Origin of the sequence: uncultured Tessaracoccus sp. (assembly GCF_947286155.1) — a bacterium.
Lineage (GTDB): Bacteria > Actinomycetota > Actinomycetes > Propionibacteriales > Propionibacteriaceae > Arachnia.
The window spans coordinates 22,893-34,992 of sequence record NZ_CAMYPD010000028.1 but is presented as its reverse complement, the minus strand read 5'-3'; the positions used below and the strand labels follow the sequence as shown (position 1 = coordinate 34,992).

The following is a 12,100-nucleotide window of genomic DNA, read 5'->3' as shown; positions in this document are numbered from 1 at the left end:
ACGAATGAGCGCTAAAGTGCAGGGCCCGACGAGCGCCCCAGCCGGCGCCCCCCCCCGAGCACAGACCCGTTCCGCGTCTCCGGCGAGGACTTTTCTTAATAGACCACCAACTACAACTAGTCGACGCTGCGTCTTGGTACGCGGCTTCGCCGCTACTCGACGGTCTGTGGGGCCCGGTGGTTGAGTAGCCGCCGGAGGCGGCGTATCGAAACCCTGTCGGCGCGTCTCGATACGCGGCTACGTCACCTACTCGACGGTCAGAATTACTCAGCCAGGCCGTACAGGCGGTCGCCGGCGTCGCCGAGGCCGGGGACGATGAAGCCGTGCTCGTTGAGTTTCTCATCCACCGCCGAGACCACCAGCGTGCACGGCACGGCGAGGTCCTCCAGCAGCGTGGTGAGCTTCTCGATACCTTCCGGCGCGGCAAGCAGGCAGATGGCGGTGATGTCGTCGGCGCCACGGTCGACGAGGAACTGCACCGCCCCGCCGAGCGAGCCGCCGGTGGCGAGCATCGGGTCGAGCACGTAGCACTGCCTGCCGGACAAGTCCTCGGGCAGGCGCTCGGCGTACGTCGTCGGCTCGAGGGTCTCCTCGTCGCGGCTCATTCCCAGGAAGCCCACCTCAGCGGAGGGCACCAGGCGGAGCATGCCGTCGAGCATCCCCAAGCCAGCGCGAAGAATCGGCACGACGAGCGGCGCCGGATCGTCGAGCTTCTTGCCGATCGTGGGCGACACGGGGGTCTGGATTTCATGGTCATGGACACGCACACCGCGCGTGCCTTCGTAAGCCAGCAGCGTGACGAGTTCGTCGACGAGCCGACGGAACACCGGCTGGGGTGTGTTTCGGTCACGCAGGAGCGTGAGTTTGTGATCGATCAGGGGGTGCGAGACAACACGTACTTCCACAAGGCCAGTTTCCCACATCCCCGCTCTGGCCGCGCGCTTGCCCAGCCGGTAGTCTGTCGATTGCGGATGCGGCCGAACCGCTTCCGTCACTGCTAGGGAAGGTGCGTGCCGTGGGCGTGTTCGATGCCGAGGATGCTGAGCCGTTCGATCTCGACGACGACGTAGACCTCGACGAAGATGATGACGACTTCGACGATGACGACCTCGAAGACGCGTCGGAAGACGACGTCGACTTGGTGGTTGCCGCGTACCGTGAAGACGGCGAGCCCATCGCCGTGCCCCTCGACTACGACCTCGCCAACGACCTCGACGAACTGATCCGCCAGCTCACCCGCCTGCCGGGCGACTCGGGCGCCGACGGATTCGTCTCGGTGGGCGGCGACTTCTTCGTCATCGTCCGCGCGCGCGGACGCATGGTGGAGGTGCTGCTTTCCGACGCCACGGCCGCCAACGAGTGGCCGCTCGCGCGCGACGTGCTGGATTACCTCGGCGAAGACATCCCGGACGAGGACGACGACTCTTACCCGGTCGGTGACTTGGGGATGTTCGCGGCGAGCGGTCTGCGCAGCTTCGAGCTCGAAGCCCTCGCCACCGACTACGACGCGGACTCCTACGAGTGCCTCGAACGCATCGCTGAGAAGTTGAAGATCGCCGACGAGTTCCACGCCGCCGCGGCCGAGTTCGACGACTGACGTGGGTTCCCGCTGGCATGACGCCATGCGGCTGGCCCTCGACGAGGCCCGCTCGGCCGCCGCTCACGGGGATGTGCCGGTGGGGGCCGTTGTGCTCGATCCCGAAGGCGTCGTCGTCGCGAGCGCAGGCAACGAACGCGAGCTGCATCAGGACCCAACCGCGCACGCCGAAATGGTCGCGCTGCGCCGAGCCTCGGAAGCACTGGGCGAGTGGCGGCTCGAGGGCTGCACCATCGTCGTGACCTTGGAGCCCTGCACGATGTGCGCGGGCGCGATCGTCGGATCACGCCTTGCCAGGCTCGTGTTCGGGGCATTCGACGAGAAGGCCGGCGCCGTCGCGAGCCTCTTCGACGTCGTGCGCGACCCCCGCCTGAACCACGCCGTTGAAGTCACGAGCGGTGTGATGCGCGACGAGTGCGCGGCCGAGCTGCTCGCCTTCTTCGGAGAACGCCGCGAGGGCGCGCCCCGGCCGTGAGCCCGAACGCCGAAGCGGTGTCCAGGCCCCGAACCGGGGACGCGCCCTCGTAGAGGATAGTTACCGCGGCATCGCGTAGTACTGGGTTTCGAGGTACTCGTCGATGCCCTCGAACGAGCCCTCGCGCCCAAGCCCCGACTGCTTCACGCCGCCGAATGGCGCCGCCGCGTCGGAGCCGAGGCCGGTGTTCAACCCGACGATGCCGTACTCTAGGCGCTCCCCGACGCGCAGCACGTCGCCTTCGTCGCCGAACACGTACGACATCAGGCCGAAGTCGGTGTCGTTCGCGCGGGCGACGACGTCGTCGACGTCGGTGAAGGTCTGCACGGCCACGACGGGCCCGAAGATCTCCTCGTGCGCGATTCGCATGTCGCTCGTGATGCCGGTGAGGATGGTGGGCTCGAGGAAGCTGCCGGGCCGGTCGACCGCGTGGCCGCCGCGCACCACGGTGGCGCCCTTGGCGACGGCGTCCTCGATGAGCGCGACGATGTCGTCCACCGCCTGCTGGTGGATCAGCGGGCCGAGCTTGGTGCCCTCGTCGAGCCCCGGCCCGACGGGCCAGTTGTCGAACTCCGAACCCAGCTTGGCGAGGAACTCGTCGGCCACCGACTCATGCAGGTAGAAGCGGTTCGCCGCCGTGCACGCCTCGCCGTTGTTGCGCATCTTCGCCACCAGCGAGCCCTGCACTGCCTTGTCGACGTCCGCGCCTTCCAGCACGATGAACGGTGCGTTGCCGCCCAGCTCCATCGAGCACTTCAGCACGCCGTCGGCGGCCTCCTTGAGCAGGGTTTGCCCGACGGCGGTCGAGCCGGTGAACGTGAGCTTGCGCAGGCGGCGGTCATGGATGATCGCGTTCGAGGTGTCCTTCGAGTTGGACGAGACGAACACGTTGACCACACCGTCGGGCAGCCCGGCCTCCTTCAGCACCTCCATGAGCAGCAGCGTCGTGAGCGGCGTCGCCGACGCGGGCTTCACGACGACGGTGCAGCCCGCAGCGAGCGCTGGGCCGATCTTGCGCGTGCCCATCGCGAGCGGGAAGTTCCACGGCGTGATCGCGAACACCGGACCGACGGGTTTGCGCGCAGTCATGATGCGCTGCCCACTCGCCGGGGCCATGCCGAACCGCCCGTGGATACGCACAGCCTCCTCGGAGAACCAGCGGAAGAACTCCGCGCCGTACGTGACCTCGCCGTAGGCCTCCGCGAGCGGCTTGCCCATCTCGAGGGTCATCAGCTGCGCGAAGTCATCCTTGCGTTCGTGGATGAGCTCAAACGCCCGACGGAGCACCTCGCCGCGGTCGCGGGGCGACGTGGCCGCCCACGACTCCGCCGCGTCGCACGCCGCATCGAGTGCCGACACCGCGACGGCGACGTCACCGTCGGCAACTTTCGCGATCACCTCCCCGGTGGCGGGGTTGGTGACGTCCATGGTGGGCTCACCCACCCACTGGCCGCCGATGTAGTGCTGCTTGGGAAGCTTCTCGAGAAACTCGTCCATGTCACTCCTCGTCCATCAGGATTACTTGACGCACGGCCCGCCCTTGCGCGAGCTCGTCCATCGCTTCGTTGATCTGGTCGAGCCGGATCCGGTGGGAAATGAGCTTCTCAACCGGCAACTTGCCCGACCTCCACATCTCAGCGTAGGTCGGGATATCCCTTGACGGAACCGCAGACCCCAGATACGAGCCGACGACGGTGCGCGCCTCGGCGGTGATGGTCAGCGGGGTGATCTGCGAGACGGCGTCAGGCGCAGGGAGGCCGACGGTCACCGTCGTGCCGCCGGAACGCGTCGCCTTGAACGCGGTTTCGAACGCCTTTGCGTTGCCCGCACATTCGACGACGTGGTGGGCCTTGATGCCCTCCTCGATCACCTGCTGCGGGGTGTACGTTTCGTGCGCACCGATCTCGCGGGCTTGTTCCAGCTTCGAATCCAAGGTGTCGACGGCGATGATGCGTTCGACGTCGCGTCCCACCGCCGTGATGAGCGCGGCCATGCCGACGCCACCCAAGCCGATGATCATGAGCGACTCCCCGGGCTGCGGATCAGCCGCGTTGATCACCGCGCCGCCGCCGGTGAGCACCGCGCATCCGAGCACCGCTGCAATCTCGGGCGGCACATCGTCGTCGACGGGCACCACGCTGCGGCGATCCACGACGGCGTAGCCGGCGAACCCGGATACCCCGAGGTGGGTGTAGATGGGCTTGCCGTCGCGCGTGATGGGCTTGGATCCGGCCATGAGGACGCCCTCGTTGTTGGTCTTGCTGCCCTCGCTACAAGGGAGTTTGCCGTCGGTTTGGCAGGCCTCGCACTCGCCGCAGCGGGGGAGGAACGTCATGACGAGACGTTGCCCCACCTTGAGGTCGGTGACCTCAGAACCCAGCTCAACGACCTTGCCGGCCGATTCATGCCCGAGCAGCATCGGCACGGGGCGCACCCGGTTGCCGTCGACGACGGAGAGGTCCGAGTGGCAGATGCCGGCGGCTTCGATTTTGACGAGAATCTCGGTGGGGCCGGGCGCGGCCAGCTCTACGTCGCTGATGGTGATGGGTGTGGACTCGGCGTACGGTTGCGCGCGTCCGATTTCTTCCAGGATGGCTCCGCGGGTTTTCATGACGGTTCCTTTCGCGTCGAGGGGGCGGCGGGTGCTGCGTCGCTACCGAATGTGGCCTTGGCTACGGCAGGCGCCAGCGCGTCGCCGGCTTTGAGGGGTTTGTCGTGGAAGACGCCTTCGTGCGCCAGCACTGGGCGACGGTCGCCCGCCAGCTCGGGGTACTTCTCCTCGAGCTTTTCGCGTTTGGTCATCTTCTGGTGCCAGGTGCGGATGGCGTCGGGGTGGCCCTTGCCAATGCCGTGCCACGTATTGGGCATCTGCTCGCGCGACGGCCCGGCGTCGGCGCTGTTACCCATGCGCGCCATCGACGGCACCCTGTTGGTGGCCTGGCCGCAATCGGGGCAGGCGGGGTTGTCGTCGAACATGGATCGAAGCTGCACCTCGTGACGATGCCGGTCAGGGCATAGCACGTCGTAGCTGATCATCAGGAGTAGAACCCTTCCGGAGCGAGCTTCAGCTGGCGGTACTGCTCGGCGTCGTGACCGAACACGACGGTGGCGTCGGTGCGTTCGGCAATCTTGCGCAGCTTCTCCACCGACTCCAGCCAGGCGAGGTTGTTCCACACGATGGCCGCGCCGACGGCCGGCGGGCCCCACGAGTTGCCCATGTACACCGCGTCGGAGGTGAAGATGTAGGTGCCGTCGTTGGGCAGGTCTACCTTCAGGCTCATCGTTCCCCACGTGTGGCCAGGGGTTTCGATGACCGATACGCCAGGGAGAATCTCGACGTCGCCCGTCACCGCTTCGATGTCGAGGCCCTTGTAGTCGCTGACGAGGTGCGCGCCCTGGAACTCGCCTTCGATGGCCATCGCGCCTTCGATCTCCTTGTCGTTGGCGAGGATGCGGGTCTTGCCGTTATCGAAGTCCTTGGCATTGGCGGCGTGATCGAAGTGCAGGTGGGAGAGCACGAGGAGGTCGACATCGTCGGGGCCGTAGCCGAGGCTCTCGAGCGCGGTGTCGAGGTAGCCGGGGCCTGCGGGGTCTTCCTGGACGGGGAAGAAATCCTGGAAGCCGGTGGGAGCCCAGCGGGTCTCCCAGTCGCGTGGGACGCCGGCGTCCCACAACACGAGGCCGTCGGGGTGTTCGATGAGCACCGCGTGGGTGGGTGCCTCGCCCCACGGCGTCGGCTTGTTCTTGTCCTGGCGAGGTCGAATGGTGTTGCCGCCTTCCAGGAGCAGCCAGGTGAGGTCGCACTCCATCACGCCGGTGGAGAGGATGTGGAGCTTGATGTCGTTCATGGTGAGAACCTTTCGTCGACGGTGACTGTTCTCCGAAGAATAGGAGCGAGTAAACCCGTCGGATATGGCACGGTGGGCCACAGTTTTGGGTTGAATGTGTGCATGGAGCACAGCCAGTGGGTAGAGATCCTGCGCGGTATCGCGAACCGCGACGACCTTCCCGACCTCGCAGTCCGAGCAGCCCGCCTCGACCCGATGGCCGCGGGCCTCGTCTCGCAGATCGTGTCTGAACTGGAGCGCGGGCGACGACGTGAGGAGCTGCTGCGCGTCCTCCACGACACCGCATCCGATATCACCGCGCTGCGTGACATGCAGGCAGTGCTGAAAGCGATCTCCGTGCGCACGCGCCAGCTGCTCGGCACCGACATGGCCTACGTGAGCCTCAACGATCAGGATGCGCAAGAGACGTTTATTCAGGAATCCGACGGTGTGCGCACCTTCGCGTATCGCACCATCCGTATGCCGCTGGGCACGGGCATCCTCGGTAAGGCAGCGACGGGGCGGCAGCTGGTGGCCACACATGACTACATGGCGGATTCCGAGATCGTGCATCTCTCCGACATCGACCACATCGTCCAGGAGGAGGGTGTTCGCGCGATCATGGGGGCGCCGCTCACCGTGCACGGACAAGTACTCGGCGCGCTCCTCGTCGCGATGCGCACGCCCACGCGGTTCACGCAGGAGGAAGCCGACACCGTTTCCATGCTGGCTAGGCAGGCTGCCGTCGCGGTGGACAACGCCCAGCGCTTCGCGGACATCGCCACCACTCTCGATTCGTTGGGCACGACGCGCAAGCGGGAGCAGGACGAGCTGGCTAAGTTGCAGTCGCTACTGGCTATCGACGAGCTGCTACTGGAGGTGGTGGTGCGCAGGCCCCAGTACTCCGACCTGCTGGAGCTGGCGCACCGGTTGATTGAGACGCCGCTCGCGCTGGTTGATTCGGAGCAGCGCGTCGCGCTCACCACTGTTGGCGGCCCCAACCCCGAGAGCAGCCCCGGCCGCAGCGATTGGCTACCAGCGGATGTGGAACTGCAGCGCGTCGTGGGTGTCGCAACACTCACGGGGCAGGCGTATGTGAGCGAGGGCGATGAGCCCGTCACTGTCGTGCCCGCCGTGGCTGCGGGGCGGGCGATGGGTGCGGTCGTCGCGAAGGGAAGGCTCGGGGAGAACGGCCGTCGGATTCTAGAAAGGGTGGGGCTCTTCGTCGCGGTGCTCGGGTTGATTGCGAAAGCCGCCGAACGTGCGGAGCAACGTCTGCATGCGGAGGTCATCGACGAGCTCATCGCGGGCAGGACGCTTGACAAGAGCCGGCTGAGAGAATCGCTCGCCCGCTTCAGACTGCACCCTGCCGACGACCTATGGATGCTACTCGTCGAAGATTCCGGGGGCGTGGAGGCGGCGCTGCGCGGGGTGATGACGAGCCGGGCGGGGTTGCTGGCCTGGCATGACGAGCATTGGTGCCTCGTGACGAACGAACAGCATCTCGCCGACACCGTGTTGGAGGCGCTGCATCAGGCGGGGGTGCCGGCGCGCGTGGGGGCATCGGGCAAGGTGGATGACCCAACGCACATGGCTGCAGCGCATCGTCGAGCACACATGGGGCTCTCGTCGCTGCGTGGGCTTGGTAAGGAGGGGCTCGCTGACGGTAGTCGCATCCGCGCGATCGACGCCGTGCTCGAAGTTGCCGACGACACGCACCCGCTGCTCGCGTCGGTGCAGCCGCTGATCGATCACGACGCTGAGCGCGGCACCGACCTCATGCTGACCGCGTGGACGTACCTGGAGGCGGACCGAAGTTTGGCCGATACAGCGGCGGGACTCTACGTGCATCGCAACACCGTGCGGCAGCGTGTGCAGCGGATTCGACAGATTCTCGGCGATGATTGGGACACTGGGGCACGCCGCCTAGAAGTGCATCTGGCGCTGTGGATTTGGCGAATGCGCAGTCCCAGATTCGCGTCAAGTGAAACGTAAACGCTAAGCTAACCAACGGTGACGTGTCTGAGCGGCCGAAAGAGCTCGCCTCGAAAGCGAGTGTGGGGCAACCCACCGAGGGTTCAAATCCCTCCGTCACCGCCAGTGCTCCCCGGGTCTGCAGGCTCGGGGAGTTTTTCTACTCCCGGTGGTTGACTCGCCCGCGCCTATCGGTGGTTGAGTCTCCCGCACCTCCCGCTGGTTGAGTAGCGCCGAAGGCGCGTATCGAAACCACGCCCGTTTAGGTGGAAGATTCTGGTCCGTGTTTGGGCGCAAAGCTGCCAGTGAAGGTCACGGCACCGCGCCTCGATACAGCTTCGCTACTACTCGACGAGCGGGGGATACGCGGGCCTACCCGACGATCGAGGCAGCCGAGCTACCCAGCCCCCCGCTCAGGCAGTCGGCGACGGGGAAGGCGCCGGTGAGCTCTGGGAAGGGGAAGGCGACGGCGATACGAACTCGCACACCACGCCGCCCTCGGTCTCGATCTGCTGCAGCGGGTTCTTCGTCATGCCCTCGTATACGGTGCCGACGAGCACGTCGACGCTGCCGTCGACCCGGTCGTCGTATTCAATCGTCGCGTTCGTGAACGCCGACTGCACAAGCTTCAGCATCGCCTCGTCGTCAGCACTGCCGCGCACCACCGTCGTTTTCACGCGGTCGTCGGTGTTGCCGGCGCGCAGCACGTTATAGCCCTGATTTTTTAAAACCTCGCTCACCTTGCCCGCCAGCCCAGATGTGAACCCGCCGTTCAGCACGCGCACCGACACCATGTCGGGCGTGATAACGGCGGCCTTTTTCGTCACGCACGGAGTGGGCGACGGCGACGGCAACGGAGCGGTGAGGCTCTTCCAGCCCCAGCTGGCTCCCAAAATGAGGAATCCGAGCAGCGCAAGCAGCAACACCGGAGTGGCGATCAGCCGGAACACGCGCACGGCATCCATCCTTCCTGGGTCGGGCGTCCACCCAATTTACTGCAACTCGAGAATTCGTGCGTGCACCGTGCCACGCTGCTGGAGCGCGGCACGCAGCGCCCGATGGAGCCCGTCTTCGAGATACAGCTCACCGTTCCAGCTCACCACGTGGGCAAACAAGTCGCCGTAGAACGTTGAGTCCTCCGCCAGCAAGGTATCGAGATCGAGGGTTCTCTTTGTGGTGATCAACTCGTCGAGTCGCACCTGCTGCGGGGCGATCTGGCTCCAATCACGAGGCGCATACCCATGCTCAGGGTAGGGGCGTCCCTCGCCGATTTCCTTGAAGATCACGGCCTCAGTCTACTGCGTCGCCCTCTCGAACCAGGAACGCCGCGCGCCCACGCGTCGGTAATCCTTCACCTGGCCGCCCATGAATCAGTACAGTGCATACCCGTGAGCGAACAACAGATCATCGACGGCTACACCTTCGACGTCCCCTCGGCGACGCTGGGCGCCCTCATGCACGACGGTGAACCCGTCAAGGAAGCGCGCATCGGCATCCCGCTGGGCATGTTCAACCGCCACGGACTCGTCGCCGGAGCCACCGGCACCGGCAAAACCAAGACACTCCAGGTGATGGCGGAAGCCCTCAGCAACGCAGGCGTACCGGTGTTTGCCGCCGACGTGAAGGGCGACCTCTCCGGCCTCGCCACCCCCGGCGAGGGGAGCGACAAGCTGCTGGCGCGCGTCGCCCCGCTTGGCCAAGACTGGGAAGCCGCGACGTTCCCCGTCGAACTCTTCGCCCTCGGCGGCGAGGGCCATGGCGTGCCGCTACGGGCGACGGTGACCGACTTCGGTCCGGTGCTGCTGTCGAAGGTGCTGGATTTGAACCCGACGCAGGAATCGTCGCTCGGGCTCGTGTTTATGCATGCTGACAAGGCCGGACTCCCACTGCTGGATCTCAAAGACCTCATCGAACTGTTGCGCTACCTCACCGCCACCGACGAGGGCAAGGACGAGCTCAAGGCCATCGGAGGCATCTCGACGGCGACCGCCGGCGTCATCCTGCGCTCGCTCATCACCCTCAATGAGCAAGGCGGCGACGTGTTCTTCGGCGAGCCCGAGTTCGACTCGTCGGAGCTGCTACGCACCGCCAGCGACGGCCGAGGCGTGATCTCGCTGCTCGAACTGCCGCAGCTCGCGTCGCGCCCGGCGCTGTTCTCGACCTTCCTCATGTGGCTCCTCGCCGACCTCTTCGAGCACCTCCCAGAGGTCGGCGACGTCGACAAACCGAAGCTCGTGTTCTTCTTCGACGAGGCACACCTGCTGTTCCGTGGGGCGTCGAAGGCGTTCCTGGAGTCGATCACGCAGACCGTCCGGCTCATCCGCTCGAAGGGCGTGGGCGTGTTCTTCGTCACGCAGACCCCGAAGGATATTCCCGACGATGTGCTCGCCCAGCTGGGTTCGCGCGTGCAGCACCAGCTGCGTGCCCACACGCCGAACGACGCGAAGGCGCTGAAGGCTTCCGTCGCTACCTATCCCCACTCTGACTATGACCTTGAACGCCTGCTGCAAGAGCTCGGCATCGGCGAGGCCATCGTCACGGTGATGAACGACAAGGGCGCGCCCACCCCCGTCGCGTGGACGAAAATGTGGGCGCCGACGGCGTCGATGGATCCGACGCCGGAGGCTGAGCAGCAGCGCATCGTGCGCGAGTCGTCGCTGTTCTCCCGCTACGGCGAGCCCGTCGACAGGGAATCGGCGTACGAGATGCTGACCAAACGCATGGAAGACAGCGCAGCTGAGGCCGAAGCCGCGGCCCAGGCGGAGGAAGAGGCGGCGAAGGCCGAGGCGGCCGCCGCGGAGCAGGCGAAGATCGAGGCCGAGCAGCGCAAGGAGTTTGAGCGCGCGCAGAAGGAATACGAACGCCAGCAGCGAGCGGAACAGAAGCGCCTCGAGCAGCAGCGGGCGCGTGAGGAGCGCGAGGCGGAACGTCGTCGTCGAGAACGCGAGCGTCGGACGGAACGCGTCGTTCGGTCAGTCGGTAAAGACCTGGTTCGCGGCATCTTCGGCATCTTGAAGAAGCGCCGCTGACGAAGAGCAAAGATAGATCAAGTTCGTGGTGGGTAGACGAGCCACGAACTTGATCTATCTCGACGTGTTTACTCGCCCAGCTCGGTACCGACCGAGCGCGCGGTGGTGATCCACGGGTGGTCGAGCGGCACGAGCGCGAGGTTGCCGGCGACGTCCTCCAGCGGGACGGCCGCCGCGCCCTCACCCTTCGATGCCACCATGACGCCGGTCTCACCAGCTTCGATGAGGTCCGCCGCCGCCGCACCAATCACCGAACCGAGCAGCCGGTCCGCCGCGACGGGAATCCCGCCGCGCTGCACATACCCCAGCACGGTCACCCGCGACTCCAAGCCCGTGCGCGCCTCAATCTCGCGGGCCAAGCGGAACGGATGCTCGCGGTGCGAATCTTCGATACGCCGACGGTGCTCCTTCGCCACCGCCTTCGCCTCGGGCGTCGGGGCCGATCTCACCAACGACTCCGCCGCCTCCAGCTCGGCCGTGGCTGCCGCGTCGCGGGCGCCCTCCGCCACGGCGACCACAGAGAAGTTCGTACCCTTGCGCTTGCGTTCCTCGATTTTCTCGACGATGGCATCCAGCTGGTAGGGAATCTCCGGCAGCAAAATCACGTCGGCGCCGCCCGCGATGCCCGCGCCGAGCGTAAGCCATCCGGCCTTGTGGCCCATGATTTCCGCGATGATGACGCGGTGGTGGGAGTGCGCCGTCGAGTGCAGCCGGTCGACCGCCTCCGTCGCGATCTCGAGCGCGGTGGCGAACCCGAAAGTGTTGTCGGTGTGGGCGATGTCCTTGTCAATCGTCTTCGGCAGGTGCACGACGGGGATGCCGGCCTCGTGCAGACGCAGCGCATTCTTCGCGGTGCCGCCGCCACCCAGCAGCGCCAGGCAGTCAAGCTTGTTGCGCTCCACCACGTCGGCGATGTCGGGGATCACGTCGCGCGGTTCGCCGTCGACCATCATCTTGTGCACCTTGTCGCGGCTGGTGCCGAGGATGGTACCGCCGAGCGTGAGGATGCCGGAGAGCGAATTGCGGTCGAGCTCGGTCCAGGTGTCCTCTGCTAGCCCGCGAATGCCACCGCGAAAGCCGATGAGTTCCATGCCGTACCGTCCGGTTGCGGCTTTACCGAGCCCCCGGATCGCCGCGTTCAACCCTGGCGCGTCTCCGCCTGCCGTCAAGATTCCGATGCGCTTGGCCATGTGGTGCC

12 protein-coding genes and 1 tRNA gene are annotated in these 12,100 nt (G+C 66.1%); 5 read left to right on the top strand and 8 right to left on the bottom strand.

Annotated elements, in window-relative coordinates; genetic code table 11:
* Positions 1–263: 263 nt before the first annotated feature.
* Positions 264–923 carry a uracil phosphoribosyltransferase gene (upp, locus tag Q0X68_RS08450; protein ID WP_174202265.1) on the bottom strand — a complete coding sequence of 220 codons (660 nt, stop codon included), beginning with the start codon at positions 921–923 and terminating at the stop codon, positions 264–266.
* A gap of 92 nt (positions 924–1,015) precedes the next feature.
* Here upp and Q0X68_RS08445 point away from each other — a divergent pair, with 92 nt between their 5' ends.
* A complete protein-coding gene (locus tag Q0X68_RS08445; RefSeq protein WP_297750257.1) occupies positions 1,016–1,597 on the top strand; it encodes a tRNA adenosine deaminase-associated protein in 582 nt (193 codons plus the stop codon).
* A 25-nt stretch (positions 1,598–1,622) separates the two neighbouring features.
* Positions 1,623–2,072: a tRNA adenosine(34) deaminase TadA gene (tadA, locus tag Q0X68_RS08440; protein WP_297750260.1), complete on the top strand. Its 450-nt coding sequence runs from the start codon at positions 1,623–1,625 to the stop codon at positions 2,070–2,072.
* Between the two features lie 60 nt (positions 2,073–2,132).
* Here tadA and Q0X68_RS08435 read toward each other — a convergent pair whose 3' ends face one another.
* From Q0X68_RS08435 to Q0X68_RS08420, 4 genes are read right to left on the bottom strand one after another with little or no spacing between them, the layout of a single operon-like run.
* Entirely contained in the window at positions 2,133–3,569 is a 1,437-nt protein-coding gene (locus Q0X68_RS08435) for an NAD-dependent succinate-semialdehyde dehydrogenase (protein ID WP_297750254.1), read from the bottom strand.
* A 1-nt stretch (position 3,570) separates the two neighbouring features.
* Positions 3,571–4,683 (bottom strand): alcohol dehydrogenase catalytic domain-containing protein, encoded by a 1,113-nt coding sequence (locus tag Q0X68_RS08430; protein ID WP_297750251.1) that lies wholly within the window; start codon positions 4,681–4,683, stop codon positions 3,571–3,573.
* Entirely contained in the window at positions 4,680–5,108 is a 429-nt protein-coding gene (locus tag Q0X68_RS08425; RefSeq protein WP_297750248.1) for a hypothetical protein, read from the bottom strand. Before Q0X68_RS08425 ends, Q0X68_RS08430 begins: the two co-directional genes overlap by 4 nt.
* Positions 5,108–5,920, bottom strand: a complete 813-nt coding sequence (locus tag Q0X68_RS08420; RefSeq protein ID WP_297750245.1) for an N-acyl homoserine lactonase family protein — start codon at positions 5,918–5,920, stop codon at positions 5,108–5,110. Before Q0X68_RS08420 ends, Q0X68_RS08425 begins: the two co-directional genes overlap by 1 nt.
* A gap of 102 nt (positions 5,921–6,022) precedes the next feature.
* On the opposite strand from Q0X68_RS08420, the gene Q0X68_RS08415 reads away from it, so the two are divergent.
* Together Q0X68_RS08415 and Q0X68_RS08410 are read left to right on the top strand one after the other, a co-directional pair.
* A complete protein-coding gene (locus Q0X68_RS08415; RefSeq protein WP_297750242.1) occupies positions 6,023–7,894 on the top strand; it encodes a helix-turn-helix domain-containing protein in 1,872 nt (623 codons plus the stop codon).
* A 17-nt stretch (positions 7,895–7,911) separates the two neighbouring features.
* Positions 7,912–7,999 (top strand) — tRNA-Ser (locus Q0X68_RS08410).
* Positions 8,000–8,286: 287 nt separating this feature from the next.
* On the opposite strand, the gene Q0X68_RS08405 is transcribed toward Q0X68_RS08410, so the two are convergent.
* Positions 8,287–8,838, bottom strand: a complete 552-nt coding sequence (locus Q0X68_RS08405) for a LytR C-terminal domain-containing protein (RefSeq protein WP_297750239.1) — start codon at positions 8,836–8,838, stop codon at positions 8,287–8,289.
* A 27-nt stretch (positions 8,839–8,865) separates the two neighbouring features.
* Positions 8,866–9,159, bottom strand: coding sequence for a type II toxin-antitoxin system VapB family antitoxin (locus Q0X68_RS08400; RefSeq protein ID WP_297750236.1), 294 nt, complete (start codon positions 9,157–9,159; stop codon positions 8,866–8,868).
* A gap of 102 nt (positions 9,160–9,261) precedes the next feature.
* Between Q0X68_RS08400 and Q0X68_RS08395 the strand changes: the two genes are divergently transcribed.
* Positions 9,262–10,902: a helicase HerA-like domain-containing protein gene (locus Q0X68_RS08395; RefSeq protein WP_297750233.1), complete on the top strand. Its 1,641-nt coding sequence runs from the start codon at positions 9,262–9,264 to the stop codon at positions 10,900–10,902.
* 68 nt (positions 10,903–10,970) lie between these two features.
* Here the strand turns inward: Q0X68_RS08395 and Q0X68_RS08390 are convergent, their stop codons facing one another.
* On the bottom strand, positions 10,971–12,092 hold the full coding sequence (locus Q0X68_RS08390) for a 6-phosphofructokinase (RefSeq protein WP_297750230.1): 1,122 nt from the start codon (positions 12,090–12,092) through the stop codon (positions 10,971–10,973).
* Between the last annotated feature and the right edge of the window lie 8 nt (positions 12,093–12,100).

Excerpts from the sequence above, each read along its gene's own strand:
- Q0X68_RS08430 (WP_297750251.1), bottom strand. The coding sequence starts at position 4,683 with ATGAAAACCCGCGGAGCCATCCTGGAAGAAATCGGACGCGCGCAACCG.
- Q0X68_RS08425 (WP_297750248.1), bottom strand. The coding sequence starts at position 5,108 with ATGATCAGCTACGACGTGCTATGCCCTGACCGGCATCGTCACGAGGTG.
- Q0X68_RS08415 (WP_297750242.1), top strand. The coding sequence starts at position 6,023 with ATGGAGCACAGCCAGTGGGTAGAGATCCTGCGCGGTATCGCGAACCGC.
- Q0X68_RS08435 (WP_297750254.1), bottom strand. The coding sequence starts at position 3,569 with ATGGACGAGTTTCTCGAGAAGCTTCCCAAGCAGCACTACATCGGCGGC.
- Q0X68_RS08420 (WP_297750245.1), bottom strand. The coding sequence starts at position 5,920 with ATGAACGACATCAAGCTCCACATCCTCTCCACCGGCGTGATGGAGTGC.
- tadA (WP_297750260.1), top strand. The coding sequence starts at position 1,623 with ATGCGGCTGGCCCTCGACGAGGCCCGCTCGGCCGCCGCTCACGGGGAT.
- Q0X68_RS08405 (WP_297750239.1), bottom strand. The coding sequence starts at position 8,838 with ATGGATGCCGTGCGCGTGTTCCGGCTGATCGCCACTCCGGTGTTGCTG.
- Q0X68_RS08390 (WP_297750230.1), bottom strand. The coding sequence starts at position 12,092 with ATGGCCAAGCGCATCGGAATCTTGACGGCAGGCGGAGACGCGCCAGGG.
- upp (WP_174202265.1), bottom strand. The coding sequence starts at position 923 with ATGTGGGAAACTGGCCTTGTGGAAGTACGTGTTGTCTCGCACCCCCTG.